Raw genomic sequence first — 25,404 nt, 5'->3', positions numbered from 1 at the left:
AACGAGGCTCACACCATGCAAACGCTCTACACCGCAATCGCAACCTCCACCGGCGGCCGTGATGGTCGTGCGATCTCCAGCGACAACATCCTCGACGTCAAACTCGCCACCCCGAAAGAACTCGGCGGTGCCGGCGGTGCTGCGACCAACCCTGAGCAACTGTTCGCTGCCGGCTACTCGGCCTGCTTCATCGGCGCACTGAAATTCGTCGCCAGCCAGACCAAACACAAGATCCCTGACGACGCCTCGATCACCGCACACGTTGGTATCGGCCAGATTCCGGGCGGTTTCGGTCTGGACATCGACCTGCACATCAGCCTTCCGGGTCTGGAACAGGCCGATGCACAGAGCCTGGTCGAAGCGGCGCATCAGGTCTGCCCGTACTCCAACGCTACCCGTGGCAACGTTGACGTACGTCTGCACACCACCGTCTGAAGCCATACGCAAATCCCAATGTCGGCCTTCGCCCACAGGGGATTGTGTGAAACTCAAATCGCAGGCACAAAAAAGCCCGACTCAATGGTCGGGCTTTTTCTTTCCACGAAAAGCGATGCTTATTTGGCACGGCCTTTGTAGGAACCGCCTTCGCGGGTATCGATCTCGATCATGTCACCGATTTCGATGAAGTCAGCAACCGACAGCTCGGTACCGTTCTTCAGTTTGGCAGGCTTCATCACCTTGCCGGAAGTGTCACCGCGAGCGGAACCTTCGGTGTAGTCAACCTGACGCACGATGGTGGTCGGCAGTTCTACGGAAACCAGACGCTCTTCGAAGAACACGGCTTCGCAAACGTCGGTCATGCCTTCTTCCACGAATGGCAGAACAGCTTCGATGTCTTCAGCGTTCAGCTCGTACATGGTGTAGTCGGTGGTGTCCATGAACGTGTAGGAGTCACCGCTGATGAAAGACAGGGTGGCTTCTTTGCGATCCAGGATCACGTCGTCCAGTTTGTCGTCCGCACCGTAAACGGTTTCGGTCTTGTAACCGGTCAGCAGGTTCTTCAGCTTGGTCTTCATGATCGCGCTGTTACGGCCCGACTTGGTGAATTCAGCTTTCTGAACCAGCCAAGGATCGTTGTCGATACGGATCACGGTACCGGGTTTGAGTTCTTTACCAGTTTTCATTGCGAATATCCGAATTTGGATGGGATTTACAAAAATCTAGGCCGCGTATCATATCCAATTTAGGTAAAACCTTACCAGCGCTGCGGCAAGATCGGCCTGCAAGCCTTGTTCCAGACACCACACTTCGGCGTTTTCCTGCAGTTCTGGCCAATGTTTGCGGGCGTTGAGCCAGTGATCGCCAATCGGCTGTCCGGCACTCCACGCCCGCCACAGACCGTTCATCGCCTCAGCGGCGGCCGGTGAAAGCCCTTTCGTATACAGCGCGAGGAACGCGTCGAGCTTGTCCAGATGGATGTCTTCGTCCTGCTGATAGATGTGCCAGAGCATTGGCCGCCCCGCCCACTGCGCCCGCACGAACGAGTCTTCACCCCGCACCGCGTTGAAATCGCAGCACCAGAGCAGGTGATCGTATTGATCCTGACGGACGAACGGCAGCACCTGCACCGTCAACGCCTGACGCACGTTGAGGTCGCCGACAGCCAGCGAATCGACCCCGAGCCAGTGCGCAACATCACCGAGAATTCGCCCTTCCGGCACCAGCAGGTGGGTGGGTTCGTCATCGGCGGCCAGCACATCCAGCCAGCTGGCGAGACCGGTGTTCTCGTAGGCAAACAATGAAATCAGTTGTGCGCCCGGTGCGCGAACGACCCCCAGACTGTCGAGGAATTGCCGCTGCGCAGCGGCGTCCTGTTGAAATTGCCGACGCCGCTCAAGCAAACCGCGTTCACGCAGCAAGCCACCGGTGCCCGGCTGAAACCCGGGGAAGAAGAAAAACTTCTGCACCGATTTGTATTTCACAGAGGGCAAACCATGACAACCGACGACCCAGTCTTCGGCGCTGAGGTAATCGAGGTTCATCCACAGCGGCGGCTGTTGGCGCTCGGCCATTGCATCCATGTACGCAGGCGGCAACTGACAGGCAAACGCGGCGATCACCACGTCTGCGGCTTGCGCCTGTGTCCACTCGCTCGGCCAGTGGCACACCTCGACGCCCTCTTGCCATTGCTGCGCGACATGGATATTGATCTCGGGGCACATACGCTCGAAGGCACGCAGATCATCGACCCACAAGCGCACCGTCAGTGAATGCTCGGCCACCAGTTGCCGGGCCAGACGCCAGGTCACGCCGATGTCGCCATAGTTGTCGACCACGGTGCAAAAAATATCCCAGCGGGTTTTCAGATCCGACATTCAAGACTCCCGTTGGCAAAAGCCGCGATTGTCCGCATAAATGACCTCGCGCAGAAGAGCCGACGGCGATTAATCTTCGTGCGACAATCGCCACTTGCCCGCAACCATCCGCCAGGAGGCAGCCATGCCCTATCGCCCCAATCCGCGTCGCCCCTTGCCTGTCCAGCTTAGCGCGCTGCGCCTGACCGGCAGTATTGCCTTGGGCATGTGGCTAGGGTTCCTGGCCATTGCGCTGACCTGCTGGCTGCTCGCGCCTGTGCTGTTCAAGGAACAATTGGCGCCGGTCGCCCAGGCGGTACAGCAACTGGCCAATCCGCCGGCCGTCCAGGTCCAACCGGAGAGTCCACCGCAAAGCCGGCTGTTCGAGCAGTACGAAGAGAATCTGCGCAAGAACGAACAACAGGCGCGACTGGATCAGGCACGCGGTAACACGCGCAACCAGTCAAATCCTAAATGCCAGTTCTGGCTGCAACAGGACCAGACCGCGCCGAGCGAAAAGAGCCGCGCCAATGTTTTGCAATTCTGCGATTGATCATGAACAAACACATCGTCCACCAACTGATTCTCGACAAACTGCGCGTTGACCTCGACATCGCCGAGCGCGCCGCGCAAACCGCTTACGAAACCGCGACCCACGAGGAAAACATCGCCGAAAACAAGTACGACACCCTCGGACTGGAAGCGTCGTATCTGGCAGCAGGTCAGGCGAAACGGGTCGAGGAAATTCGCCAGTCACTGGCGCTGTGCCAGAACCTGACGTTGCGTGCCTACGACGAAAGCCGTGGCATCGAGGTCGGCTCCCTGCTCGGTCTGGAGGACGAAAAGGGTCGCGAACAATGGCTGTTTCTGGCGCCGGATGCGGCGGGCCTGAAAGTCGATGTGGTGGGTCAGCCGATTACCGTCATCACCCCGCGCTCGCCGCTGGGCAACAGCCTGCTGGGCAAATTCGAGGGCGATGAGGTGGAGATTCTGGTGGCGGGCACCCGGCAACAGTTCGCTGTCACCGAGGTGCTGTAGGACAACCGCTTAGTGAACCGGCAGTTCGACGCCGTCGAACAGCTCTTCCAGTTCCTGCTTGTTGTGACACTGAATGGCCTTGGCCATCACTTCGCGGGTCAGGTGCGGCGCGAACTTCTCGATGAAATCGCACATGAAGCCGCGCAGGAAGGTGCCGCGACGGAAACCGATCTTGGTGATGCTCGACTCGAACAGCTCGCTGGCATCCAGCACTACCAGGTCGTTGTCGAGTTTGGTGTCGACCGCCATCTTCGCCACGATGCCCACGCCCAGGCCCAGACGCACGTAGGTTTTGATCACGTCGGCGTCGGCGGCGGTGAACACCACTTTCGGCGTCAGGCCACGATGGCTGAAGGCTTCGTCGAGTTTCGAACGGCCGGTAAACCCGAACACGTAAGTCACGATCGGGTATTCGGCCAGCGCTTCAAGCGTCAGTTTCGGCAGTTTGGTCAACGGGTGGCCCTGCGGCACGACCACGCAACGGTTCCAGCGGTAGCACGGCATCATTACCAGATCGCCGAACAATTCCAGCGCCTCGGTGGCAATAGCGAAATCGACGGTGCCGTCAGCGGCCATCTCGGCGATCTGCATCGGCGAACCCTGGTGCATGTGCAGCGCCACGTCCGGGTATTGCTTGATGAAATTGCTGATCACCGGCGGCAGCGCATAACGCGCCTGAGTGTGCGTGGTGGCAATCGACAGGGTGCCCTTTTTCTCGTTGGAGAATTCCTGGGCAATCTGTTTGATGCTTTCGACCTTGCGCAGAATCTCACCGGCAGTGGTGATGATGCGCTCGCCGGCCGGCGTGACGCGAGTCAGGTGTTTGCCGCTGCGGGCAAACACTTCGACGCCGAGTTCGTCTTCCAGCAAGCGGATTTGTTTACTGATGCCCGGTTGCGAGGTGTAAAGGCTTTGGGCTGTAGCGGAAACGTTGAGGTCGTGGTGCGCCACTTCCCAGATGTAGCGCAATTGTTGAAGCTTCATATGAATCCCTCAAAGCAGGTAGACGCCACGGGCATCAGCGTTGGTATATAACTATATTAATGGTTTGAAGAATAAATCTAGAACTTTTTTATCAAAAGACCATTATTCCTGCTCAGCGATCCTCCCGCCGCCGACGCTCCACCAAGGGCACCAGATACACCGGCACCTTGGCCAATTGCAGGACCCGGGCCGCCGTGCGCCCCAATGGCGTTTCTGCGCCCACCCCGTGGCTGTGACTTCCTACGATCAGCAAATCGACGGAGAGTTTCTGCACCTGGTCCAGAATCACCTGCGACGGATCGCCCTGCAGCACACGCACGGCACAAATGCGCTGCAGATCCTGCTCGCCCTCTTCACCCAGTTCTTCGCGAAAACTTTCCAGCACGCGCTGCTCGATACTGGCGATGACGGTTTTCAGACCCTGACTGTGGAATTCGTTCAGTGCCTGCTCGTCGAGATAACTCTGCAACACCGATTCGGCGAACAGCCCCATCGGCTCCACGGCATGCACCACATACAGGTCGGCATTGAACGTTCGCGCCAGCGCCAGGGCATGCTGCATCACTAACGGTGCGTACAGACCGAGGTCAGTGGCATACAGCATCGAACGAATCATATGACCTCCTCGCGTGCCAACATGGCGGAGATTTGATTCAGCTTAGCAGTGCCTTGGCGACTACGACGGGCGACGCAACGTCTTGAACCACAGGGCTTTAGACCGGCGGTTCGTTGCTGATGCCATGGGGCACGTGGCCCGTGGCGACCACTTCACGGGCCAGTTCGCAGTGACCGGTCTGATCGTCGAAAAACACATCGGCGGCAAACGCTTCGAGAAACGCCGATTTGGTCAGGCCGCCGAGAAACAGTGATTCATCGAGACGGATATCCCATTCGCGCAAGGTGCGGATGACGCGCTCATGGGCCGGCGCCGAACGCGCGGTGACCAGCGCCGTGCGAATCGGACACGCGTCGTCGGGAAACTCGCGCTGCAACAGATTGAGCGCAGCGAGAAAGCCTTTGAACGGTCCGCCGCGCAAAGGCTCACGCGCCGACTCACGCTCCTTGGCCTGAAACGCTTCCAGCCCACCAGACTGATAGACGCGCTCCGACTCGTCGGAAAAAATCACCGCGTCACCATCGAACGCGATGCGCAATTCGTCGCTCGCCGCACGGCTGGCGCCGCCGGACAGAATCGTCGCCGCCGCGAACCCGGCATCCAGCGCTGCGCGCACGTCCTCGGCGTGAGTGGAGAGAAACAGGTCGCAACCGAAGGCCTTCAGGTACGGATAAGGGCTACGTCCGCCGACGAAAGCTGCGCGGGAAATGGCCAGGCCGTAATGGTGAATCGAGTTGAACACCCGCAAGCCGGTGTCGGCGCTGTTGCGCGACACCAGAATCACCTCGACCCGCGCGCGGCCGAGGCGACTGTTGAGGCTCAGGAGCTTTTCCACCAGCGGGAAGGCATCGCCCGGCGCGAGGATTTCGTCTTCGTGTTCGATCTGATACTGCCGATAGGCTTCAACGCCGCTCGACAGGTAAACCTTGTGGCTTTCGCTCAGGTCGAACAGGGCCCGCGACGAGATCGCCAGCACCAGTTTGTCATCGATGTTCTTGGCCATGCCTTCCCCCACCCCTTACACAAAAATCGACCTAAACGTTACGTCGGTCGATAAAACAAAGACTGCGATACAGCGCGTCGATACGCGGCAGTTCGAGACCCGCCGCTTTGGCCGCCGCCAGTGGCCGGGCGTAGATCGCCTCAAGCTCCAGCGGACGTTTGTGCACAAAGTCGTGGTGCATGCTCGGCCAGTAGTCAGGCATTTTCTCGGTCATCGTGAACAGGTAGTCGGCGTAACCCGGCGGCATGTCGTGGCCACAGGCCTTGGCGCCCTGCACCACTTCGGCCATCAATGCCTGAATCAGCACGCGACTGCCGGCATCGGCCATCAGCGGTGCGGTGCCGGCGCCGAGCAGCACCGACAGACCGTTGTAGGGAATATTCCACACCAGCTTCTGCCAGCGCGCCTGATGCAGATCGGGCATCGCTTGCGACTCGATGCCCGCCGCACGGAACAGGCCGGAGCCCTCCTCGACCAGCGCCATGCGTGCGGCATTCTCCAGCGCCGGACCGCTGTGATAACCGACGTTGACCGCGCCCAGGGCCTGATGCGTGATCTGCCCCGGCCCCTCGCGATGCACGCAGATCAGGCACAGCCCGCCCAGCAGATGCAGGGACTCGGGCAATAGCTCACGCAAACTGTCTTCGACGTCGAGGCCGTTTTGCAGCACCAGCACCTTCGCGTCAGGCTTCGCCGCCTGAATGATCGACGGTGCCAGACCGGCATTGCTGGTGGTCTTGGCGCCGACCAGCAGCCAGTCGCACTGGGGCATGTCTTCGGCCGCCGCATAGGCCTGCGCCGGATGCAACGTCAGCGGACCATGCACCGCACTGTTCACCTGCAAGCCGCGCTCGGCCACCGCCGAGAACTCGCTGCGCAACAGAAAGTGCACATCGAAGCCGGCCCGCGCCAGCATCACACCGTAGAAACCGCCAATCGCACCGGTACCGATAATCCCCACCACCGGTTTGTTCACTGCCCCCATCATGGCAACTCCTCTGCAATTCGACCCAGTGCCTGCACCAATGCCCCGTTGAGAGCATCGGCCGTCAGGCGCGTATGCAATGCTCCAAAGAACTCGCCGTCGCGCACCACAAACAACGCCGGCAAATGAAAGACCTGATAACGCTCGACCAACCCGCCGTTGGCGCCGGCATCGATCCAGCACAAGCGATCCACCGCCAGCGCCATTCCCGGCAACACTTCGCGGGCGAAACGGCAACTGGCACAGCCGACACTGGTGAAAATCACCAGGGAAACGCCGCTCATTGCCAGCAGCCGCTGGTCGGCGTCGAAATCGGTCAGCTCGGATTCGACCACTATACTGGGGGAAACAATGTCAAATGGCCGACACAGGGAGTCTGTGCTCATGGGACGTTTCATTCCTCATCCGGACGAGGTGCCGGTTGAATTAACCTTGCTCAAGCCTGAGTGTATTTCCAGGCAACAGCTGCACACTATCAGCCTCGGCGGCATCGCTTGCAATTACCACCGCGCCTGGCGCCACGGCACGGCGCTGCAAGTGCGCATGCCGACGCTCAATGCCGATATCTGCTATCCGGGCTACGTGGCGTGGTGTCTGCGGCGCAAAAAAGGTTATCTGGTGGGGATCGCCTTCACTGACGAACAGACGCTGTTCAGCGCAAGAATGGGTGAGCAAGTGTGTCAGATCGAGCGTTTCTGCCGCATGAACGACGCCCACGAAGATCTGCAGGATATTCAGGCACTGGCCCTGCAATGGGTCGAACAGCATGCCGACGAGTTCTCCCACGACAGCGTGCGCAAGGCTTTCGCCCAGCCTGTGCCGGACTGACGCAGTTTTCTAAAGCGTTACGTGCCCATTGTCGAGCAGCGTCTGACGCGCTAAGGTTCCGCTCCCCGACGCGCTTAAATCTGCTGTGCTCCGCCGCGCGGGGATCGCTGGCGGCCGGCACCCGTGACCTGACGAGTAAACGATGGCTGATTTACCGATCAACGACCTAAACGTCGCCTCTAACGAGACCCTGATCACTCCCGATCAGCTCAAGCGTGATATTCCTCTGAGCGACGCTGCCCTGCGCACCGTCACCAAGGGCCGCGAAGTCATTCGCAACATTCTTGATGGCACCGATCACCGTCTGTTCGTAGTGATCGGCCCGTGTTCGATCCACGACATCAAGGCCGCCCACGAATACGCCGATCGCCTCAAGGTGCTGGCGGAGGAAGTCTCCGACACCCTGTATCTGGTCATGCGGGTGTACTTCGAGAAGCCGCGCACCACCGTCGGCTGGAAAGGTCTGATCAACGATCCGTACCTCGACGACTCGTTCAAGATTCAGGACGGTCTGCATATCGGTCGCCAGCTGTTGCTGGATCTGGCCGAAAAAGGCCTGCCGACCGCCACCGAAGCCCTCGACCCGATCTCCCCGCAGTACCTGCAGGACCTGATCAGCTGGTCGGCCATCGGCGCGCGCACCACCGAATCCCAGACCCACCGTGAAATGGCTTCCGGCCTGTCTTCGGCCGTTGGCTTCAAGAACGGCACCGATGGCGGCCTGACCGTGGCGATCAACGCGCTGCAGTCGGTGTCCAGCCCGCACCGCTTCCTCGGCATCAACCAGGAAGGTGGCGTGTCGATCGTCACCACCAAGGGCAACGCCTACGGTCACGTGGTGCTGCGCGGTGGTAACGGCAAGCCGAACTACGATTCGGTCAGCGTCGCCCTGTGCGAGCAGGCACTGGACAAGGCGAAGATCAAGCCGAACATCATGGTCGATTGCAGCCACGCCAACTCCAACAAGGATCCGGCCTTGCAGCCACTGGTGATGGAAAACGTCGCCAACCAGATCCTCGAAGGCAACCAGTCGATCATCGGCCTGATGGTCGAGAGTCACCTGAACTGGGGTTGCCAGGCGATTCCAAAAGACCTCGCCGACCTGCAATACGGCGTGTCGATCACCGATGCCTGCATCGACTGGTCCGCCACCGAGAACACCCTGCGCAGCATGCACGCCAAGCTCAAGGACGTGTTGCCGAAACGTCAGCGCAGCTGATCCAGGTTTCGCAGGCATAAAAAAACGCCGGGCATTGCCCGGCGTTTTTGTGTGTGTTCGATTAGATCTTCGCGGCGCGGCGCTGATGACGTTCCATGTAGCGCTCGACGTAGGAGCACGACGGAATCACCGTGTAGCCCATTTCTTCGGCGTACTGCAGCGCGCTTTCCGTCAGCGCTGCGGCAATGCCACGACCACGCAAGGCATTGGGCACGAACGTGCGATAGATATCCAGGGTCTGTTTCCCCAGATCCATGTATGTCAGGTAGGCACGATGACCGTCCACATTGGTCTCGAACTGATGACCAGCCTGGTCATGGTGGATGGACAACGCCTCGCTCATCACTACTCCTCGCGGGTCTTGGATTCTGACCCCTACCTTACCGATGTTTTTCCGGCGAAGGAACAACTACGCCACCCCGTGCCTGATGGACACCGAGAAGAGCCACACCGATCTCGCGCAACCGAGCACCTGATAAATAGTAGGCACCATTGGCAAAAATGCTCAAGGTGCACTCGTCATCACGGGTGGTTGACGGGGGGTTGCTCCGTTGGACGCAGGGATCGTGCGGGAGACCCTCTTCCCGATCGATGCACCTGAACATTGCCGGATGTTGAGACTTAAGACGCAGCGCCTTTTTTAAAGTCACCTCAACATGGACAAAGATAAGCGAAGCAGCACGCAAAACCGAAACAAAAGTGTAGACGAAGTCATCTAGTCAGACTTTAGCCAAGACTGCGAAAACAGCACGCGGCCAAGGGAACTTTTTCTCATTAACTCGCTCGGCGCGGGGCTTGCAGCTGGGTATTTTTTATACAACCTGTTAAAAGTTGCTCGAAAAAGAATCAACGCCTACAATTTTTTTTGCTTCTTGCGCTACGTCAGTTTACTTACTACAAGTAATGGGTACTATGTACGCCGGCTATTTCCTCAATCGTGAGGAGACAGCCACTTAATTTGAAAGTCCTTGAAGGGGAACACGATGAACAACGTTCTGAAATTCTCTGCTCTGGCTCTGGCCGCAGTTCTGGCTACCGGTTGCAGCAGCGCATCGAAAGAAACCGAAGCACGTCTGACCGCTACTGAAGACGCAGCTGCTCGCGCCCAGGCTCGTGCAGACGAAGCATACCGTAAAGCTGATGAAGCTCTGGCTGCTGCTCAAAAAGCACAACAGACTGCTGACGAAGCTAACGAGCGTGCTCTGCGTATGCTGGACAAAGCTAGCCGCAAGTAATAATCCCTCGGGATTGTTATCAAGCCGACCCATTTTTTGGGTCGGCTTTTTTATTGCCCGCACTTTCGTCCGGGCAATAAAAAACCCGTCGACGCCTGACGCATCGACGGGTTCGGACCAGACCTTACTGCTGCAGGTCGATCGGCGCGCTCGAGACAATCGGCGCCGAGGTATTCGGCGTGCCGATCTCGGTTGGCAAGCCATCTTCAGCCGCGACCACATCACGCACCACATCCCAGTTCATACGCAGGTTGTTGGTGATGTCGTCACGCTTGAGCATCGCGTTGATCACCGCGGTGTGCTTGTCGACCACCGACGGGTTGCCCTTGTCGTCGATCGGCGTGTGCGCTTCCAGGTAGACCTTGCCGCCACTGCGACCGAACTTGTAGGCATCGTTGAGGATGCGTACCGAAGTACCGACCGGCACCATGCTGGCCATCTCCAGCACGTTGTTGTTGAACATGCGGAAGCAGCCGTGACTGGTACGCATGCCGATACCGAACTTCTTGTTCGAACCGTGGATCAGGTAGCCCGGCGTGCCGAGGGTGAACTTGAACGGTCCCAGCGGGTTATCCGGGCCGGCCGGCACCACGTTCGGCAACGGATCGCCGTCAGCGGCGTGCTCGGCCTTGATCGAGGCCGGAGGCGTCCAGGTCGGGTTCGGCGTCTTCGCAGTGATAGAGGTGTGCGCGATTGGCGAACCCCAGCCTTCACGACCGATACCCAACGGGAAGGTGTACACCACGTTGCGGCCTTTCGGGTAGTAATAGAGGCGGTATTCGGCGAGGTTGATCACGATGCCCTCGCGCGGCCCCGGCGGCAGGATGAAGCGCGTCGGCAGGACGATTTCGGTACCGGCTCCCGGCAACCACGCATCGACGCCCGGGTTGGCCGCGACCATTTCCGAATAACCCAGATCGTATTTGGTTCCCAGGTCAGCGAAGGTGTCTTCGTACTTGGCTTTGATCACCTGGACCTGACCGATGATGTCTTCACCGGGGGGTGGCAGGGGAAACTCCAATGCAGCAACGGGACCGGCCACACACAGGGCGGCAAGTGACAGGCAGCGGGTGACGGCAGGAAAGCGCGGCAACATCCGGAAAATCCTTCGCATGATCATCAAGGGTATAAGTGCGCGATTGTACACCGCACCTTGGGAATTCGGGGAGACCACCCCGCAGCAGGCGACAAGGTGCTTTGGATGGGAGCAAGCCCGCTCCCGCACCGGACGCCTCGCCGGGCAGCTTAGAGTTCGAAACGCAACTCGGGCCAGATCGGTGAGGTGCCGCGCTTCTGCGATTCCAGAATTGCCCGGCACAACGAACACAGGCGCTGATCCTGGAACACCCGGCGATCCACGCTCGACCAGCGTGGTTGCGCCGGCAGCAGACTGCCGCACAAGGTGCGATCCGCCGAGCCGCCGAGTTCCAGCTGACGGGTCACCAGATGCACCCGCACTTCCTGGCAGGCGAACAGATCCAGCTGTTCGTCAGGCTCGATCAGTTGGTAGGCAAACAGGGACCAGGCAGAACGCGGCATTGGGGGCTCCAAATAAGGGGGCGCCACATTAGCCGAAAGCCTGCCACTAGAAAAGCCTCATAACAGCGGTTTTAGCGTCGGCCAGACATTTTCCAGCAACTTGCCCTGAGCCCCGGCTGCCGGGTGCAGACCATCGGCCTGCATCAGGTCCGGATGACCGCCGACGCCGTCGAGGAAAAACGGTACCAGCGGGATCTTCTTCTCATCGGCGAGTTTGCCGTAAACCTCGGCAAAGGCATCGGTGTAGCGCTTGCCGTAGTTGGGAGGCAGCTGCATGCCGAGCAACAGCACCTTGGCGCCACTCTGGCGCGAGCTGTCGATCATCGCCGCAAGGTTTTGTTGCAATTGCGTTGGCGGCATTCCGCGCAGGCCATCGTTGCCGCCCAACTCGAGGATCACCAGCTCCGGCTTATGCTCTGCAAGCAGCGCCGGCAGCCGTGCCTGGCCTCCGGCACTGGTGTCGCCGCTGATGGAGGCGTTAACGACTTTATCGTCGAAACCCTCCTGTTTGAGCCGTTGCTCGAGCAGCGATACCCACCCCAACCGGGTATCCAGTCCGAAACCGGCGCTGATACTATCGCCAACGATCAGGACAGTACCCGCCGCTGCGTTCTGGGCCATGCACATCAGGGCCAGGCCAGCACTCAAAAACCACACACGCATCGGATTCTCCATGGGCGCAAGCATTCTCACCGCGAAGAACCTCAGCAAAGTGGTTCCCAGCGCGGAAGGTGAACTGACTATCCTGCACGAACTCAGCCTGGAACTGAACAAGGGCGACAGCCTGGCCATCGTCGGCGCGTCCGGTTCCGGCAAATCCACCCTGCTCGGCCTGCTCGCCGGCCTCGACCTGCCGAGCAGTGGCGAAGTCATTCTCGCCGGCCAGGGCTTGAGCAATCTCGACGAAGACCAGCGCGCGCGCATCCGTGCCGAGCACGTCGGCTTCGTCTTTCAGTCGTTCCAGTTGCTCGACAGCCTCAACGCACTGGAAAACGTCATGCTGCCGCTGGAACTCGATGGCCGCAAAGACGCCCGTGAACGTGCGACCGAATTGCTCCAGCGCGTGGGTCTCGGCCAGCGCCTGACACATTCGCCGCGCCAGCTCTCCGGTGGCGAACAGCAACGTGTAGCCATTGCCCGTGCGTTCGCTGCCGAGCCGGATGTGCTGTTCGCCGACGAACCCACCGGCAACCTCGACAGCCACACCGGCGAGCGCATCAGCGACTTGCTGTTCGAATTGAACAAGGAACGCGGCACCACCCTGGTGCTGGTGACCCATGACGAACGCCTGGCCCATCGCTGCCGGCGTCTGATCCGACTTGAAGCCGGGCTGTTGGTCGCCCCTCTGGAGCCTTGATGGCACGTCTGCCGCTGTTGCGCCTGTTCAGCCTCGCCATTCGCCAACTGCTGCGCAATGCCCGCGCCGGGGAGTTGCGCGTGTTGTTCTTCGCACTGGTGGTCGCCGTGGCGGCCAGTACCGCTATCGGCTACTTTGGTGCCCGCCTCAATGGCGCCATGATGCTGCGCGCCACCGAGTTCCTGGGCGCCGACCTGGTGCTGGAAGGCAGCTCGCCGGCACGCGAGGAACAGATCCGCAGCGGCACCGAGCTGCGCTTGAATCACGCGCAGGTGGTGGAGTTTTCCAGCGTCATTGCTACCGACAACGGCATTCAGCTATCGAGCATCAAAGCGGTCGATCGCGCCTATCCCTTGCGCGGTGAACTGAAGAGCGCCCCGGCGCCATTCGCTGTCGAAGCGTCCGGCGGTGAACCGCAACCCGGTGAGGCCTGGGTCGAGGCGCGCCTGCTGACCGCACTGGACCTGAAGATCGGCGACAGCATCGACGTCGGCATGAAGACGTTGAAGCTGACGCGCGTGCTGACCTACGAACCGGACCGCGCCGGCAACTTCTACAGCCTGACGCCACGGGTCATGATCAACCTCGATGACCTTGCCGCCACCGGCGTGGTCCAGCCCGGCAGTCGCGTGAGCTACCGCGAACTCTGGCGCGGTGAACCGCAGGCGCTGGAAACCTATCGGCAATTGATCAAACCGGGGCTGGCGGCGAACCAGCGGATTCAGGATGCCCGTGACGGCAATCGGCAGATTGGCGGCGCGCTGGGCAAAGCCGAGCGTTATCTGAACATGGCCAGTCTGGTGGCGGTGCTGCTGGCCGGGGTGGCCGTGGCGTTGTCGGCGAATCGCTTTGCCAGTCGCCGCTTCGACGCCAGTGCCTTGTTGCGCTGCCTGGGTCTGTCGCGCCGGGAAACCATGGTGTTGTTCAGCCTGCAGCTGACGGCGCTCGGGCTGCTTGCCGCCCTCAGCGGCGCGCTGCTCGGCTGGCTGGCGCAACTGGGTCTGTTCGCGCTGCTGCATGACCTGCTGCCAAGTGATGTGCCACCGGGCGGAGTGTTCCCGGCCATTGCCGGGATCGGCACTGGACTGGTGGCGCTGGCCGGATTCGCCCTGCCACCGCTCGCCGCGTTGGGACGTGTACCGCCGCTGCGCGTACTGCGCCGCGACATGCTGCCGATACCTTCGAGCACCTGGATGGTTTACGGCGCAGCCCTGGGCGCCCTCGGCCTGATCATGTGGCGCCTGAGCCTGGACCTGCTGCTGACCTTCGCCCTGCTCGGCGGCGGTGTAGTAGCGGCGGTCATTCTGGGTGGATTGCTACTGTTGCTGCTCAACAGTTTGCGCCGCCTGCTGGCCCGCGCCTCCCTGCCGTGGCGCCTGGGCCTTGGCCAGTTGTTGCGTCATCCACTGGCCGCCGCCGGGCAAGCATTGGCGTTCGGTTTGATTCTGTTGTCGATGGCCTTGATCGCCCTGCTGCGTGGTGAACTGCTCGACACCTGGCAGAACCAGTTGCCGAAAAACGCCCCGAACTACTTTGCCCTGAACATCCTGCCGGCGGACAAACAGGCCTTCACCGATCGTTTGGTCAATGTGTCCGCGCAAGCAGCGCCCCTGTACCCGGTGGTACCAGGACGCCTGATCAGCATCAACGACGAAGCGGTGCAGCAGATCGTCAGCAAGGATTCGGCCGGCGACCGCGCCATTCAGCGCGATCTCAGTCTGACGTGGGCCGCCGACCTGCCGGCCGGCAACAAGCTGACCGCCGGGGAATGGTGGAAGGATCAGCCGGGCGACGAGATTCCTGGCGTTTCCGTGGAAGGCAAAGTCGCCGAGAGCCTCAAACTGAAACTGGGCGATCACCTGGTATTCAGCGTCGGCGGGGTCAACCGAGAAGCGAAGGTCACCAGCCTGCGTGAAATCAATTGGGACAACTTCCAGCCAAACTTCTTCATGATCTTCCAGCCCGGCACCTTGAGGGATCTGCCGGCGACCTACCTGACCAGTTTCTATCTGGCTCCCGGCCACGATCAGCAGATCATCGAGCTGTCGCGGGCGTTCCCGGCAGTGACCATTCTGCAGGTCGAAGCGCTGCTCGAACAGCTGCGCAGCATCCTCGCCCAGGTCACGCTGGCGGTGGAGTACGTGTTGTTGTTCGTGCTGGCGGCGGGGATGGCGGTGCTGTTTTCCGGATTGCAGGCAACCCTGGACGAACGCATCCGCCAAGGTGCGTTGCTGCGCGCACTCGGCGCGGAACGGCGGTTGCTGATCAAGGCGCGGCGCATCGAGTTCGGTTTGCTCGGCGCAGTGAGCGGCTTGCTGGCGGCCATCGGTTCGGAAGTGGTGAGCCTGGTGCTGTACCGCTACGCCTTCGATCTGCCGTGGCATCCGCATCCGTGGTTGCTGTTATTGCCACTGATTGGCGCGGCCTTGATTGGCGGCGCCGGAGTGTTCGGCACCCGGCGCGCGTTGAACGCGAGCCCACTGACAGTGTTGCGCGAGGGTTGATAGACTCAAGCACTCTCCATCACAAGAACTTGCCATGAGCCGTTATCGCCCTCCCCGCACCGCCGGCACCGCGCTGATCACCCCTGAAGGTGAAGCGCGGATGCGCGCCGAATTTCATGAGTTGTGGCATGTGCGCCGCCCGCAGGTGACGCAATCGGTCAGTGAGGCGGCGGCGCAGGGTGATCGCTCGGAAAACGCCGAGTACACCTACGGCAAGAAGATGCTGCGCGAGATCGACAGTCGCGTGCGTTTTCTCACCAAGCGCCTGGAAGCCTTGAAGGTCGTCAGCGAAAAACCCAGCGATCCGAACAAGGTCTATTTCGGCGCCTGGGTCACCATCGAAGACGAAGACGGCAAGCAGTCGCGCTACCGCATCGTCGGTCCGGATGAACTGGATCTGAAGCTGGGTTTGATCAGCATCGACTCACCGCTGGCCCGCGCCTTGATCGGCAAGGCGCTGGACGCCGAAGTGCGGGTGCAGACGCCGACTGGCGAGCAATTCGTCTATGTCGTGGCGATCGACTACCCGTAACGCATTTCAACCACGGGTGATCAGTCCCTGCCGCGCAACACGGGTCAGCTGTTTGATCATTTCCGCAGCATCTGCAGCGCTGGGCGCCTGAATCACGGCCAGGTCGAAACTGTCGCTGGCAAAGCGTGCCAGTGACTCGCCGTCTTCGACAAACTGGATCAGGAACGCGGCAGGACCGCCGCTGCGACGTGGCCAGCCATCGAGATAACGCAACAGCGTCGGCTGATGTTTGCCACCAAGCAGGATTTTCGGGTTGCGCTGGGTGATATGCGCGGTGATCGGCGCTGGACGTGCTGGAGGGCGTAGTGCATTCATCGTGTCGTGTCTCTGCCTCAAAAGTCTGCATGGCAGGTGAGAGGCAACACCGAACCAGCGCTTTAGCGGTATTTCGAAGCCCTGTTCCGGCTTCTGACGGCAACTGTCTGAGTCACCTGGCGCCCCGCAAGTAGCTGTTTAAATCGGCGCATGAGCAACATCCTAGAGAACGTGACCGATGGGTGTCAAGAATCAGCCGCAACAAAAAAGGCCCGCACAATGCGGGCCTGTTGCTTGAGCCAGAGCGCTTAACCGGCGATGGCGCGATCCACCGAAAGCTTGCCGGCGCCTTCAATCAGTACTGCGAGGCTGCCACCGAGCAACGCCAGGGCAAACTCGTAGCCGTTGTTGGCCATGAACAGACCGTTGCTGATGTGCACGGTGAAGATGGCCACCAGCGACAGGAAGGTCAGACCCAGCGCTGCCGGACGCACCAGCAGGCCGATGATCAGCGCCAGCCCGGCGAAGAACTCGGTACCGCCGGCCAGTGTGGCCATCAGGTAACCCGGGTGCAGACCGATGCTGTCCATGTACTGCGCCGTGCCCGCCAGACCGTAACCACCGAACAGACCGAAAAGTTTTTGCGAACCGTGAGCCGCGAAGATCACGCCGACAGCGATGCGCAGGATGGTCAGACCGTAGCCGGCGCGGGTGAACAGAACTTTGTTGATCAGAGAGCTCATGGGGCATTCCTTGTTTTTGCGAGAAGTTGTGTGTGTTGGTTGGCCGCTATATTAATCAGTAAATCTCATGTTAAAAGCGCAAATATTCCGCCATAACAATCAGTTTATTAGATCATTTCCGTGAGACGATTTTTTGCGCCCCGGGCTCCAACGACTCCCGCTCCCGGTCGAACGCCAAGTAATACTTGTTCACGCTATTAACATAGCTGACAGGCCCCATTCCTACTTGCTCCATGGCGATGCGTTCGACCTGGAAAAACCACTGATTGGGGTTCAGCCCACGCCGCCGGGCTTCGGCGCGCATGCCCTGCACACGTTCGGGACCGATGTTGTAGGCCGCCAGGGTGAAGGCCATGCGCTCGCGCTCATTGAGCTTGGGGCTGTTGAAGAACTTGCGACGGATCATCGCCAGGTACTTGGCGCCGGCCTGCACGTTGGCATCGAGATTCTGGATATTGTTGACACCCACACGCTGGGCGGCGGACGGCGTGATTTGCATCAACCCGGTCGGGCCGCTGCCACTGCGGGCGCTGGGTTGCAGCGCCGATTCCTTGAACGCCAGCGCGGCAAGGTTCAACCAGTCCATGTTCTGCGCCTGGGCATGTTTTTGCAGGGTCGGGCGCAGTTTTTCCAAGCGCTGGCGATCGGCCCTGGCCAGTGGATAGTGAACCTGGTACAGCCGCCGATAGATACGCAGAAACGCCGCATCTTCGTTCGACGGTTTTTTGTAACCGCTGAGGAAACGATCAACGCTCGCCCGCAGCATCGAAGCATCGCGACGCACGAACCAGTATTCCTCCCCCGGCTCGCTGATCATCAGTTGCCGGTCGAAACGCAGCTTCGGCAAGATTTTGCCCCAACGCTCGGCAATCGGTTGCTCGACAATGGTCAGGTGGAAGATGCCGCCCTGCACCATCTCCAGCACATCTTCGACCGCCAGCGTCGGGTCGACCCATTCGATCTTGATTGGCGCCAGTTTGTGCAGCGCCAGTTTCTGATTGAGCTGACTGACCGCCTCCCCCGCCGCACTGCCGGTCGGCAACGCCAGGGTCTTGCCGGAGAGCTGTTCGACCTTGGTGTAACGCCGCTCGCCCTTGATCCCGACCAGCACCAGTGGCACGTTGCTGGCAATCGGCTCACTGCTGGCCACCGCATGGCCCGGTTGCAGTTCAAGCAACTCGCCCGGTGCGACCAGATCACCCTCGCCGCGCTGCAAGGCGCCCAGCAGCTGATCCTTGGCCTTGGGAATGATCTTGAGGGTGATTTCCTGGCCGTCACGGGCGTGGCCATTGAGGTATTGCTCGAAGGCGCGCAGGCGATGGTATTCGACACCGATGGACTGCCCTTGAACTTCACCGGAGCTGTTGCGGCTCTGGTTGACCAGCACGCGCAAGACGCGGCTGCTGCGAATCTCGGACAAGTCACGCACCTTGGCCGCCGGTACGGCTTGCAGCGGCCCGGGCAGGCGCGCAACCGCCGTCATCGGCAGCAGCAGCGAACCACACAACAGGAGCAACATCGAGGGACGAACCATCCACTCTCCGGAAAGAATACGGGGTAATTTCACCGCTGAACGGTCGAAATCACCGACGAAAACAGAGCGCCTGGAGCGCTGACAAAGTGCGAGAGACTGGCACAGTGATGGCATTGCTGCCAACCCGGACTGCGTCGCGGCATCAAAAGACAGCTATAACTCGTTGTAGTTCTTGGCTTTTCTTATGAATCTACAGCTCTGGTATGCTTTCCGGCCTTCGGCCCGAGGTAGCAACCATGCAACTCATCGATATCGGCGTCAACCTGACCAACCCAAGTTTCGCCGACAAACACCAGGCCGTACTCGACCGCGCCTACGCTGCCGGGGTCTGCCAACTGGTACTGACGGGCACCAGCGTCGAGGGTAGCCAACAGGCCCTGGAACTGTGCCAGCAACTGGATGAAAGCGCTCAGCGCCTGTTCGCCACCGCCGGCATCCATCCGCATTCGGCCAGCGACTGGAACGCCGACAGCGCCCGCCGTTTGCGCAGTCTGTTGCAAGAGAACAACGTGGTCGCCGTGGGTGAATGCGGACTGGATTTCAACCGTGATTTCTCGCCGCGCCCACAGCAGGAAAAAGTCCTCGAAGAACACCTGGCGCTGGCCGCTGAACTGCAGTTGCCGGTGTTCCTGCACGAGCGCGACGCCAGCCAGCGCCTGCTGGAGATTCTCAAAGACTTCCGCGATCAACTGCCGGCCGCCGTGGTGCACTGCTTCACCGGCGAGCAAAAGGCGTTGTTCAGTTACCTCGATCTGGACCTGCACATCGGCATCACCGGGTGGATCTGCGATGAGCGCCGGGGCACGCATTTGCACCCGCTGGTCAAAGAGATCAAGCGTGGACGGCTGATGCTGGAAAGCGACGCGCCGTACTTGCTGCCGCGCACCCTGCGGCCGAAACCGAAAAACGGCCGCAATGAGCCGGCCTACCTGACCGAAGTGTTGCGCGAAGTGGCGTTGCATCGAGGTGAGACCGAGGAAGATCTGGCGGCGCATACCACGGCGTGTGCCCGCGTGTTTTACGGTTTACCCACACTTTCCTGACACCCTAAAAACTCAATGCAGGAGTGAGCCTGCTCGCGATGGCGGTGTGCCCATCGACAACGATGTAAATTGATCCACCGCCATCGCGAGCAGGCTCACTCCTACACGGGCGAGACCTGATCGTCTGTTGACTCATATCAAGATCTTCCAGTCTGCATAGCGGCACAATAATGGCACCTTGCCAATGCTGTTTCCGCTATCAGAGAAGACCTCCATGGGTGCCTGGCTTAGCAATATCTCGCTGAAATACAAATTCTGGGCGGTTAACGCGGTCGCCTTTGTCACCACCCTGCTGTTGGTGTTGTACGCCGTGCAACTTGAACAGCAGGCTCGCAGCCACGCCGCGCAAGCGTCCGCTCAGGCTCAGGCGCAGTTGCTCAAGGCCTGGCCGGCCGGGCAAGCCCTGCCCAAGGCCGATCAGGTACTGACCTTCAAACGCGGCGAAGCGCCCCGCCTCAATGATCAGCCGTTGCTGGAGGTCACCGACAGCAACGGCTGGAACGAGATCAATCCGATGCCGCTGTTCGGTGACAACCCGCTGATGGGCGCCGAAGTGTTCAGCCGCGCCGACGGTCAGCACGTCGCCGTGATTGCCTATGGCCCGAGCCTGAGTCAGGTGTTCAGCGAGCGATTCGCCAACTACGCGGTGGCGGTGTTTATCCTGATGCTGGCGATGCTCGGCGCTTCGCAGTTGCTGATCCGCTTCCTGCTCAGCCAGCTCAACACGTTGAAAGACGTGATGCTGCATGTCGAGAAAAGCGGTGACCTCTCCGCTCGGGTGCCGCTGGCCTGCAAAGATGAAGTCGGGCAGATGGCCAATGCGTTCAACGCGATGCAGGCCGGTTATCAACGGGTGGTCACCACCGTTGCCAACACGGCGCGGCAACTGGATGTCGGCGCGGCGCGGCTGGCGTCGAGCATGAACGAAGTGCGCCACGGCATGCTCGGGCAACAGAGCGAAACCGATCAGGCCGCCACCGCCATCAACGAGATGACCGCCACCGTTTACCACATCGCCCAACACGCCGGCGCCACCCGTGACCTCTCGCAGACCGCCGATGGCCTGGCCGGCAGCGGCCAGCAAGTGGTGGCCCGGGTGCAGCATTCGATCGCCGGGTTATCGAGCGGCGTGCAGCAGACCGCCGAGATGATTCAGCGTCTGGCCGAAGACAGCCAGAAGATCAACGGCGTGGTCAGCGTGATCCACAGCATCGCCGAACAGACCAACCTGTTGGCGCTGAACGCCGCCATCGAAGCCGCGCGTGCCGGCGAGATGGGCCGTGGCTTTGCCGTGGTCGCCGATGAAGTGCGCAATCTGGCGAAACGGGTGCAGACCTCGACGGACGAGATCACCACCATGGTCTCGGCGTTGCAGGCCGGCACACGCGACGCGGTGGATTTCATGCAGGAGAGTTCGTACAAGGCCGATGACTGTGTGCAACAGGCGCAAGCGGCCGGTGAAGCGCTGGCGGAAATCACCGGTGCCGTGGCGCAGATGCGCGAGAGCAACACGCAGATTGCGGTGGCTGCGGAGCAGCAGAGTCAGGTGGCGGAAGAGATGAATCGGGCGGTGGTGAGCATTCGGGATGTGACCGAGAACACAGTGCAGCAGACCGTGGATTCAGCGACGACCAGTAATGAATTGGCGACGTTGGCTGGGGAGTTAAGCAAGGCGATAGGCCAACTCAAACTCTGAAGACCTCATCACGGGCAAGCTCGCTCCCACAGGTTTCATGGGTGCTCACAAAATGGCTGCTCACTGCAGATCACTGTGGGAGCGAGCTTGCCCGCGCTGGCGCCTGCCGAGACACCAGCGAATCCAGCCATAGTGCCTATCACCGCCATAGCCAACCTCGATTCGCCGCCCCACCCGCCCCGGCCTATTCTTCAACCTTGTGTTCAACATGGATCGAGGAGTAGTCAACATGGGCAAACGTCACCCCAATCTTCCCGCGTGGCAATGGCGCGCGTACCCGAACAATCATCAGCACCCGACCAATCTGGTGCTGCACCTGATTGCCGTACCGCTGTTCATCGTGGCATTTCTGCTGATCGTCTCCGGGGTGTTCAGCCTGAGCCTGGGCAGCGTGGCTATCGGTGTGATCGGCATCATCGCGGCGCTGGGTCTGCAGCGCCACGGCCACAGCCTGGAGGCGCAAGCCTCCGAGCCGTTCAGTGACCGCAAGGATGCCGTGTCGCGCTTGCTGGTCGAACAATTCCTGACCTTTCCACGGTTTTTCCTCAGCGGCGGCTGGTGGCGCGCCTGGCGTGAGCGCCACCGTCGGCATTGATTCAGGCGAAGATCGTGACGGTCTGGCGACTCATGGCAATCAATTGCCCTTGCGCGCTCCAGAGCTTGGCGGCCACATGGCCGTAACCGTCGGCGGCGTACTCAATGTCGGCGAGGTATTTGCACCAGTCCAGCGTGCTCAAATCGTGTAACGGTTGCACGAATTCAATGGTCCAGGTCAACGTGCTGCCCGGTGCCGGTTTCCTCAGATACGGCAACAGTGCCGGAGGCCATGCATCCACCAGCGCCAGCAGATGCGCCTCATTGACTGGCTCTTCCTTGACGTCCCCACGCAACCGCACCCAGCCGCCCATCTGCCGCGATTGAGTGCCGGTGAACGGCATGCCGCCGACACTCCAGCGCATCGCCAGATGACGCATGAACTCCGGGGTCACGCCCTTGATATAGGGCAATTCCTGGCATTCCTCCCAGTGCTTCATGTCAACGGCCGGATAGGCCGCAACGGCCACTTCCGAAGGTCGCGAAGCACCGAAGCTGCCTTGCACGATCGTCACTACCTGCCCGTTCTGCATGGCCCGCCCCAGCACCTGGCTGACCGCTTTGCCTTCGCGCAACACATCGACTTCGAAACTCACTGGCACTTGCGGCTCGACCGGGCCGACAAAGGTGATCGCCAGCGACCGCACCGGGCGATCTGCCGGCACCTTCGCGCGCATGGCTTCATATTGCAGCGCCGCCACCAGGCCACCAAAACTGGCGCGGCCCTGACCCCACTCGGCGGGAATCGTCAGTTCCGGTTGACGGCGGACCGCCTCCAGCAGATCGGAAAAGCGCATGACAACCTCGGCAATCAAGAAATGAATGCCGCGATCTTAACCAGCATGGCAGAGCGCCGCAGCGTCTATTCCGGTCAAATGGGCTGACAGAAAGGCCTTACACCGATTTGCCAGCCCGCTCCCTCGGGGGGATCTGAGGGGAATTCAGGATTTGAAGCAGGTCGCGCTGAATTTTTCGAGCACGCGGTCGGCCTTGAGTTCGGCCGCGATCAGCCCGGCCTGCCAGGTGGCGACGCAGGGTTGCAGGTCGGATTCCTGCTGCGCCTTGGCCAGCCATTGCCAGCAATCGTGCCAGTCACCCAGTGCCCCTTGCGTGGCCTTCAAGTGTTTCAGCGCCGCCTTCGGCAAGCGATCCAGCTCGGGATAGGCTTCGATGCCATAGCGCACACGCTTGATCAGCAAGCGCAGGCGATGACGATCGTGGGCCGGATCGTGCAGTGCCTCGTCGAGTTTCTCCCATTGCTTGCCGAGACGTTTTTCAATGCGTTTATCCAGGTCCTTGAGCAATCCTTGCCGCTGGGACGCCCGCAGGAAGCGCGGGAACGCGTCGAGAATCATCAGCAACGCATTGAGCTCCGCGCTCGCCGCCAGCGCCGGGTAGGCTTCGGCCATTTGCGCCATGCGCCGTTGCGCGGCGTCAGGCTGATGGTGTTGCAGCAGATACGCCGCCAGCACTTCACGGTCGCGCCAAGGCGTCGTCACCTGGCCAACCGCTGACGCGGCGTCTTCCAGTTGCTCGACGCCGGGCAAGCCGCGCAACGGCCGCAACAGGCTGCGCAAGCGGCGTACGGTGGTGCGCAAGTCGTGCAACGCCTCGGGGTCGGTGCGCGCCGTCAGGCGCGCCTGACAGGCCAGCAACCGCACTTCCAGGCTCAGGACATGAGCTACCAACCGGTCAACCAACACAGACATCACTTGCTCCTGATTCAAATGGCTTGCGGGACGAGTCTGATGTTTTGCGAACTCAGCATCCTTGCTTCACGTCAGCAGCTTAGCGTCCGGCGCGGGATTCGCGAATGTAGAAGCGCGCCTTCTCGGCTTTGTTGCTGCACCCTTCGAAACCTTCGAATTGCTGCTGGGTTTTTGCCGCCGTCAGTAACGACAGCGCCTTGGAATAACTGACCGTACCGGCAAACCCTTCGGCCTTGGCCAGGTCCAGCTCATGCCACGCCGCATCGAGCTGGCTGCCGCAGGTGTCACGGTACGCGGTCTTGCCGGCGCAACCGGCCAATGCCAGAGCCATCAACGGCACACAGATCCAGGCTTTCATCACTCACACCTCAACGATAGGTCAACAGACGTGCAGGTAAGACGGTCGGGCTGCAAAAAAGTGCCTTGCCCGACTCGAATCTGCACTGGCGAAAAGGATAGCGCTGAAACATCACGCCATTGTGAAAAACGACGCCACCGGCGCACTGAGCGACCTCGGCGATTGAGCCCGTCTGTCGAAGGGTGCATTGTGGGACCTTGTCGGGAGGAAGCTTGATGAAAAAACGTGTCGCGCTGGTGCTGGGCTCCGGGGGCGCCCGGGGTTATGCCCATATCGGGGTCATTGAAGAAATCGAACGACGCGGTTACGACATCGCCTGTATTGCCGGTTGTTCGATGGGCGCCGTGGTGGGCGGAATTTACGCCGCCGGCAAACTCGACGAGTACCGCAACTGGATCGAAAGCCTGGATTACCTCGATGTGCTGCGTCTGGTGGACGTGAGCTTTCGCCTCGGCGCGATTCGTGGCGAGAAAGTCTTCGGGCAGATCCGCAAGATCGTCGGCGAAATCAATATCGAGGACCTGCGCATCCCCTACACCGCCGTGGCCGCCGACCTTACCAACCAGCAGGAAATCTGGTTTCAGGAAGGTTGCCTGCACCAGGCCATGCGCGCCTCGGCGGCGATTCCCAGCCTGTTCACCCCGGTGATGCAAGGCAATCGCATGCTGGTCGACGGCGGCATCCTCAACCCGTTGCCGATCGTGCCGGTAGTGTCCAGCCATTGTGATCTGATCATCGCGGTCAATCTCAACTCGACCAACCAGCGCCATTACCAATTGCCGGTGATCCAGCGTCCCCCCGCATTCCGCTCGCGGTTCGACAGTCTGATCACTTCACTGGGTTCGAAGATGCCATTCCGCCGCAAACAGGCCGAGCAATTACTGATGCTTGAGCAGGAAGCGTTGCGCGCCGAGGCGGCAGACATCAATCCGTGGCTCGAAGGTGTCGGGCCGGAGAGCCAGCAACCGGCGGCCGCGCCCGAGCGTGAAGGCGCACCGAAGTCGGCGACCGGTTCGTACATCATCGACAACGTCGGGCCGGCGTCGTTGCTCGACCTGATCAACCAGAGTTTCGAGGTAATGCAGACCTCGCTGGCGCAGTACAAGATCGCCGGGTATCCGCCGGATATCCTGATCAACGTGCCGAAACGGGTGTGCCGGTTTTTCGAGTTTTACAAGGCGCCGGAGTTGATCGCGCTGGGACGCGAGATTGCCCGGGATACGCTGGATCGCTATGACAGCGAGCAGGGCTGAAATCCCGGCAACCTGACCGGGCCTCTTCGCGGGCAAGCCCGCTCCCACAGGGTTCTCGGGTGTTACTGAAATGTGTGTTGCACAC

At 60.6% G+C, this 25,404-nt stretch carries 30 protein-coding genes; 13 read left to right on the top strand and 17 right to left on the bottom strand.

Features of this window, described 5'->3' with window-relative positions:
- The first annotated feature begins 15 nt into the window (after positions 1 to 15).
- Entirely contained in the window at positions 16 to 435 is a 420-nt protein-coding gene (locus PseuLF5_RS16080; RefSeq protein ID WP_340133991.1) for an organic hydroperoxide resistance protein, read from the top strand.
- 119 nt (positions 436 to 554) lie between these two features.
- Here the strand turns inward: PseuLF5_RS16080 and PseuLF5_RS16075 are convergent, their stop codons facing one another.
- Positions 555 to 1,124 (bottom strand): elongation factor P, encoded by a 570-nt coding sequence (locus PseuLF5_RS16075; protein WP_123466546.1) that lies wholly within the window; start codon positions 1,122 to 1,124, stop codon positions 555 to 557.
- 48 nt (positions 1,125 to 1,172) lie between these two features.
- Positions 1,173 to 2,315: an elongation factor P maturation arginine rhamnosyltransferase EarP gene (earP, locus tag PseuLF5_RS16070; RefSeq protein ID WP_340133990.1), complete on the bottom strand. Its 1,143-nt coding sequence runs from the start codon at positions 2,313 to 2,315 to the stop codon at positions 1,173 to 1,175.
- Positions 2,316 to 2,439: 124 nt separating this feature from the next.
- On the opposite strand from earP, the gene PseuLF5_RS16065 reads away from it, so the two are divergent.
- Positions 2,440 to 2,847, top strand: coding sequence for a hypothetical protein (locus PseuLF5_RS16065; protein WP_267804489.1), 408 nt, complete (start codon positions 2,440 to 2,442; stop codon positions 2,845 to 2,847).
- Between the two features lie 2 nt (positions 2,848 to 2,849).
- Positions 2,850 to 3,332: a GreA/GreB family elongation factor gene (locus PseuLF5_RS16060; protein WP_128615999.1), complete on the top strand. Its 483-nt coding sequence runs from the start codon at positions 2,850 to 2,852 to the stop codon at positions 3,330 to 3,332.
- A gap of 9 nt (positions 3,333 to 3,341) precedes the next feature.
- Here PseuLF5_RS16060 and cysB read toward each other — a convergent pair whose 3' ends face one another.
- The 5 genes from cysB to PseuLF5_RS16035 form a co-directional block, all read right to left on the bottom strand.
- Positions 3,342 to 4,316 (bottom strand): HTH-type transcriptional regulator CysB, encoded by a 975-nt coding sequence (gene cysB / locus PseuLF5_RS16055; protein WP_007908591.1) that lies wholly within the window; start codon positions 4,314 to 4,316, stop codon positions 3,342 to 3,344.
- Positions 4,317 to 4,428: 112 nt separating this feature from the next.
- Positions 4,429 to 4,932: a universal stress protein gene (locus tag PseuLF5_RS16050; protein ID WP_123466554.1), complete on the bottom strand. Its 504-nt coding sequence runs from the start codon at positions 4,930 to 4,932 to the stop codon at positions 4,429 to 4,431.
- A 97-nt stretch (positions 4,933 to 5,029) separates the two neighbouring features.
- Positions 5,030 to 5,935: a 5'-nucleotidase gene (locus PseuLF5_RS16045; protein WP_123466556.1), complete on the bottom strand. Its 906-nt coding sequence runs from the start codon at positions 5,933 to 5,935 to the stop codon at positions 5,030 to 5,032.
- 31 nt (positions 5,936 to 5,966) lie between these two features.
- Positions 5,967 to 6,923 carry a putative 2-dehydropantoate 2-reductase gene (locus tag PseuLF5_RS16040; protein WP_340133987.1) on the bottom strand — a complete coding sequence of 319 codons (957 nt, stop codon included), beginning with the start codon at positions 6,921 to 6,923 and terminating at the stop codon, positions 5,967 to 5,969.
- Positions 6,920 to 7,306: a thioredoxin family protein gene (locus PseuLF5_RS16035; RefSeq protein ID WP_186746471.1), complete on the bottom strand. Its 387-nt coding sequence runs from the start codon at positions 7,304 to 7,306 to the stop codon at positions 6,920 to 6,922. The genes PseuLF5_RS16040 and PseuLF5_RS16035 overlap by 4 nt, the downstream gene beginning before the upstream one ends.
- On the opposite strand from PseuLF5_RS16035, the gene PseuLF5_RS16030 reads away from it, so the two are divergent.
- Complete coding sequence (locus PseuLF5_RS16030) at positions 7,305 to 7,748, top strand: PilZ domain-containing protein (protein ID WP_123466561.1); 444 nt, start codon at positions 7,305 to 7,307, stop codon at positions 7,746 to 7,748. The two genes, PseuLF5_RS16035 and PseuLF5_RS16030, sit on opposite strands and share 2 nt — an antisense overlap.
- Positions 7,749 to 7,890: 142 nt before the next feature.
- The gene (locus PseuLF5_RS16025; protein WP_102900377.1) at positions 7,891 to 8,967 is read left to right on the top strand and encodes a 3-deoxy-7-phosphoheptulonate synthase; all 1,077 of its coding nucleotides are present in this window, start codon (positions 7,891 to 7,893) and stop codon (positions 8,965 to 8,967) included.
- 61 nt (positions 8,968 to 9,028) lie between these two features.
- Here the strand turns inward: PseuLF5_RS16025 and PseuLF5_RS16020 are convergent, their stop codons facing one another.
- Complete coding sequence (locus PseuLF5_RS16020) at positions 9,029 to 9,310, bottom strand: GNAT family N-acetyltransferase (protein ID WP_003226804.1); 282 nt, start codon at positions 9,308 to 9,310, stop codon at positions 9,029 to 9,031.
- A gap of 640 nt (positions 9,311 to 9,950) precedes the next feature.
- Between PseuLF5_RS16020 and oprI the strand changes: the two genes are divergently transcribed.
- Entirely contained in the window at positions 9,951 to 10,202 is a 252-nt protein-coding gene (gene oprI, locus PseuLF5_RS16015; protein WP_025113130.1) for an outer membrane lipoprotei OprI, read from the top strand.
- Positions 10,203 to 10,326: 124 nt separating this feature from the next.
- On the opposite strand, the gene PseuLF5_RS16010 is transcribed toward oprI, so the two are convergent.
- From PseuLF5_RS16010 to PseuLF5_RS16000, 3 genes are all read right to left on the bottom strand, one after another.
- Entirely contained in the window at positions 10,327 to 11,298 is a 972-nt protein-coding gene (locus tag PseuLF5_RS16010; protein WP_123466563.1) for a L,D-transpeptidase family protein, read from the bottom strand.
- A 149-nt stretch (positions 11,299 to 11,447) separates the two neighbouring features.
- Positions 11,448 to 11,741: a hypothetical protein gene (locus PseuLF5_RS16005; protein WP_007955656.1), complete on the bottom strand. Its 294-nt coding sequence runs from the start codon at positions 11,739 to 11,741 to the stop codon at positions 11,448 to 11,450.
- Between the two features lie 57 nt (positions 11,742 to 11,798).
- Positions 11,799 to 12,404 carry an arylesterase gene (locus PseuLF5_RS16000; RefSeq protein ID WP_166496840.1) on the bottom strand — a complete coding sequence of 202 codons (606 nt, stop codon included), beginning with the start codon at positions 12,402 to 12,404 and terminating at the stop codon, positions 11,799 to 11,801.
- 10 nt (positions 12,405 to 12,414) lie between these two features.
- Between PseuLF5_RS16000 and PseuLF5_RS15995 the strand changes: the two genes are divergently transcribed.
- Genes PseuLF5_RS15995 through greB form a run of 3 tightly spaced genes read left to right on the top strand, consistent with a single transcriptional unit; the run spans position 12,415 to position 16,134 of the window.
- Entirely contained in the window at positions 12,415 to 13,098 is a 684-nt protein-coding gene (locus PseuLF5_RS15995; RefSeq protein ID WP_007908572.1) for an ABC transporter ATP-binding protein, read from the top strand.
- Positions 13,098 to 15,602, top strand: coding sequence for an ABC transporter permease (locus PseuLF5_RS15990; RefSeq protein WP_340133985.1), 2,505 nt, complete (start codon positions 13,098 to 13,100; stop codon positions 15,600 to 15,602). Before PseuLF5_RS15995 ends, PseuLF5_RS15990 begins: the two co-directional genes overlap by 1 nt.
- A 34-nt stretch (positions 15,603 to 15,636) precedes the next feature.
- Positions 15,637 to 16,134 (top strand): transcription elongation factor GreB, encoded by a 498-nt coding sequence (gene greB / locus PseuLF5_RS15985; RefSeq protein WP_123466566.1) that lies wholly within the window; start codon positions 15,637 to 15,639, stop codon positions 16,132 to 16,134.
- A gap of 6 nt (positions 16,135 to 16,140) precedes the next feature.
- Here greB and PseuLF5_RS15980 read toward each other — a convergent pair whose 3' ends face one another.
- The 3 genes from PseuLF5_RS15980 to PseuLF5_RS15970 form a co-directional block, all read right to left on the bottom strand.
- On the bottom strand, positions 16,141 to 16,449 hold the full coding sequence (locus PseuLF5_RS15980; RefSeq protein ID WP_123466568.1) for a class I SAM-dependent methyltransferase: 309 nt from the start codon (positions 16,447 to 16,449) through the stop codon (positions 16,141 to 16,143).
- Between the two features lie 248 nt (positions 16,450 to 16,697).
- Complete coding sequence (locus tag PseuLF5_RS15975; RefSeq protein WP_007908568.1) at positions 16,698 to 17,132, bottom strand: DoxX family protein; 435 nt, start codon at positions 17,130 to 17,132, stop codon at positions 16,698 to 16,700.
- Positions 17,133 to 17,244: 112 nt separating this feature from the next.
- Positions 17,245 to 18,666, bottom strand: coding sequence for a transglycosylase SLT domain-containing protein (locus PseuLF5_RS15970; protein ID WP_123466570.1), 1,422 nt, complete (start codon positions 18,664 to 18,666; stop codon positions 17,245 to 17,247).
- 236 nt (positions 18,667 to 18,902) lie between these two features.
- Here PseuLF5_RS15970 and PseuLF5_RS15965 point away from each other — a divergent pair, with 236 nt between their 5' ends.
- The 3 genes from PseuLF5_RS15965 to PseuLF5_RS15955 all read left to right on the top strand — a co-directional run bounded on the left by PseuLF5_RS15965 (position 18,903) and on the right by PseuLF5_RS15955 (position 22,000).
- Positions 18,903 to 19,709: a TatD family hydrolase gene (locus tag PseuLF5_RS15965; RefSeq protein WP_340133983.1), complete on the top strand. Its 807-nt coding sequence runs from the start codon at positions 18,903 to 18,905 to the stop codon at positions 19,707 to 19,709.
- Positions 19,710 to 19,923: 214 nt separating this feature from the next.
- Complete coding sequence (locus tag PseuLF5_RS15960) at positions 19,924 to 21,405, top strand: methyl-accepting chemotaxis protein (RefSeq protein WP_123466573.1); 1,482 nt, start codon at positions 19,924 to 19,926, stop codon at positions 21,403 to 21,405.
- A gap of 229 nt (positions 21,406 to 21,634) precedes the next feature.
- Positions 21,635 to 22,000: an Mpo1-like protein gene (locus tag PseuLF5_RS15955; RefSeq protein ID WP_186746479.1), complete on the top strand. Its 366-nt coding sequence runs from the start codon at positions 21,635 to 21,637 to the stop codon at positions 21,998 to 22,000.
- A 1-nt stretch (position 22,001) separates the two neighbouring features.
- On the opposite strand, the gene PseuLF5_RS15950 is transcribed toward PseuLF5_RS15955, so the two are convergent.
- From PseuLF5_RS15950 to PseuLF5_RS15940, 3 genes are all read right to left on the bottom strand, one after another.
- The gene (locus tag PseuLF5_RS15950) at positions 22,002 to 22,796 is read right to left on the bottom strand and encodes an acyl-CoA thioesterase (protein ID WP_336347376.1); all 795 of its coding nucleotides are present in this window, start codon (positions 22,794 to 22,796) and stop codon (positions 22,002 to 22,004) included.
- Between the two features lie 144 nt (positions 22,797 to 22,940).
- Complete coding sequence (locus PseuLF5_RS15945; protein WP_217890327.1) at positions 22,941 to 23,708, bottom strand: CHAD domain-containing protein; 768 nt, start codon at positions 23,706 to 23,708, stop codon at positions 22,941 to 22,943.
- A gap of 79 nt (positions 23,709 to 23,787) precedes the next feature.
- Positions 23,788 to 24,066: a hypothetical protein gene (locus PseuLF5_RS15940; protein WP_123466578.1), complete on the bottom strand. Its 279-nt coding sequence runs from the start codon at positions 24,064 to 24,066 to the stop codon at positions 23,788 to 23,790.
- A gap of 215 nt (positions 24,067 to 24,281) precedes the next feature.
- Between PseuLF5_RS15940 and PseuLF5_RS15935 the strand changes: the two genes are divergently transcribed.
- Entirely contained in the window at positions 24,282 to 25,319 is a 1,038-nt protein-coding gene (locus PseuLF5_RS15935) for a patatin-like phospholipase family protein (RefSeq protein WP_123466579.1), read from the top strand.
- Positions 25,320 to 25,404 lie beyond the last annotated feature (85 nt).

It is taken from the genome of Pseudomonas sp. LF-5 (genome assembly GCF_037626295.1).
GTDB lineage: Bacteria > Pseudomonadota > Gammaproteobacteria > Pseudomonadales > Pseudomonadaceae > Aquipseudomonas > Aquipseudomonas monsensis.
The sequence above is the reverse complement of the archived record's forward strand: the minus strand, read 5'-3'. Positions and strand labels throughout refer to the sequence as shown.

Bases quoted from the DNA above. Each gene is read 5' to 3' on its own strand.
- PseuLF5_RS16080 (WP_340133991.1), top strand. From the start codon at position 16: ATGCAAACGCTCTACACCGCAATCGCAACCTCCACCGGCGGCCGTGAT.
- PseuLF5_RS16035 (WP_186746471.1), bottom strand. From the start codon at position 7,306: ATGAGCACAGACTCCCTGTGTCGGCCATTTGACATTGTTTCCCCCAGT.
- PseuLF5_RS15990 (WP_340133985.1), top strand. From the start codon at position 13,098: ATGGCACGTCTGCCGCTGTTGCGCCTGTTCAGCCTCGCCATTCGCCAA.
- cysB (WP_007908591.1), bottom strand. From the start codon at position 4,316: ATGAAGCTTCAACAATTGCGCTACATCTGGGAAGTGGCGCACCACGAC.
- PseuLF5_RS15965 (WP_340133983.1), top strand. From the start codon at position 18,903: ATGCAACTCATCGATATCGGCGTCAACCTGACCAACCCAAGTTTCGCC.
- PseuLF5_RS15960 (WP_123466573.1), top strand. From the start codon at position 19,924: ATGGGTGCCTGGCTTAGCAATATCTCGCTGAAATACAAATTCTGGGCG.
- PseuLF5_RS16060 (WP_128615999.1), top strand. From the start codon at position 2,850: ATGAACAAACACATCGTCCACCAACTGATTCTCGACAAACTGCGCGTT.
- PseuLF5_RS15945 (WP_217890327.1), bottom strand. From the start codon at position 23,708: ATGTCTGTGTTGGTTGACCGGTTGGTAGCTCATGTCCTGAGCCTGGAA.
- PseuLF5_RS15975 (WP_007908568.1), bottom strand. From the start codon at position 17,132: ATGAGCTCTCTGATCAACAAAGTTCTGTTCACCCGCGCCGGCTACGGT.
- PseuLF5_RS16045 (WP_123466556.1), bottom strand. From the start codon at position 5,935: ATGGCCAAGAACATCGATGACAAACTGGTGCTGGCGATCTCGTCGCGG.
- PseuLF5_RS15970 (WP_123466570.1), bottom strand. From the start codon at position 18,666: ATGGTTCGTCCCTCGATGTTGCTCCTGTTGTGTGGTTCGCTGCTGCTG.
- PseuLF5_RS15995 (WP_007908572.1), top strand. From the start codon at position 12,415: ATGGGCGCAAGCATTCTCACCGCGAAGAACCTCAGCAAAGTGGTTCCC.
- PseuLF5_RS16005 (WP_007955656.1), bottom strand. From the start codon at position 11,741: ATGCCGCGTTCTGCCTGGTCCCTGTTTGCCTACCAACTGATCGAGCCT.
- PseuLF5_RS16040 (WP_340133987.1), bottom strand. From the start codon at position 6,923: ATGATGGGGGCAGTGAACAAACCGGTGGTGGGGATTATCGGTACCGGT.
- PseuLF5_RS16030 (WP_123466561.1), top strand. From the start codon at position 7,305: ATGGGACGTTTCATTCCTCATCCGGACGAGGTGCCGGTTGAATTAACC.
- PseuLF5_RS16065 (WP_267804489.1), top strand. From the start codon at position 2,440: ATGCCCTATCGCCCCAATCCGCGTCGCCCCTTGCCTGTCCAGCTTAGC.
- PseuLF5_RS15940 (WP_123466578.1), bottom strand. From the start codon at position 24,066: ATGAAAGCCTGGATCTGTGTGCCGTTGATGGCTCTGGCATTGGCCGGT.
- PseuLF5_RS15950 (WP_336347376.1), bottom strand. From the start codon at position 22,796: ATGCGCTTTTCCGATCTGCTGGAGGCGGTCCGCCGTCAACCGGAACTG.
- PseuLF5_RS16000 (WP_166496840.1), bottom strand. From the start codon at position 12,404: ATGCGTGTGTGGTTTTTGAGTGCTGGCCTGGCCCTGATGTGCATGGCC.
- PseuLF5_RS16050 (WP_123466554.1), bottom strand. From the start codon at position 4,932: ATGATTCGTTCGATGCTGTATGCCACTGACCTCGGTCTGTACGCACCG.
- PseuLF5_RS15980 (WP_123466568.1), bottom strand. From the start codon at position 16,449: ATGAATGCACTACGCCCTCCAGCACGTCCAGCGCCGATCACCGCGCAT.
- oprI (WP_025113130.1), top strand. From the start codon at position 9,951: ATGAACAACGTTCTGAAATTCTCTGCTCTGGCTCTGGCCGCAGTTCTG.
- PseuLF5_RS16075 (WP_123466546.1), bottom strand. From the start codon at position 1,124: ATGAAAACTGGTAAAGAACTCAAACCCGGTACCGTGATCCGTATCGAC.
- earP (WP_340133990.1), bottom strand. From the start codon at position 2,315: ATGTCGGATCTGAAAACCCGCTGGGATATTTTTTGCACCGTGGTCGAC.
- PseuLF5_RS16010 (WP_123466563.1), bottom strand. From the start codon at position 11,298: ATGTTGCCGCGCTTTCCTGCCGTCACCCGCTGCCTGTCACTTGCCGCC.
- PseuLF5_RS15955 (WP_186746479.1), top strand. From the start codon at position 21,635: ATGGGCAAACGTCACCCCAATCTTCCCGCGTGGCAATGGCGCGCGTAC.
- PseuLF5_RS16020 (WP_003226804.1), bottom strand. From the start codon at position 9,310: ATGAGCGAGGCGTTGTCCATCCACCATGACCAGGCTGGTCATCAGTTC.
- PseuLF5_RS15935 (WP_123466579.1), top strand. From the start codon at position 24,282: ATGAAAAAACGTGTCGCGCTGGTGCTGGGCTCCGGGGGCGCCCGGGGT.
- PseuLF5_RS16025 (WP_102900377.1), top strand. From the start codon at position 7,891: ATGGCTGATTTACCGATCAACGACCTAAACGTCGCCTCTAACGAGACC.
- greB (WP_123466566.1), top strand. From the start codon at position 15,637: ATGAGCCGTTATCGCCCTCCCCGCACCGCCGGCACCGCGCTGATCACC.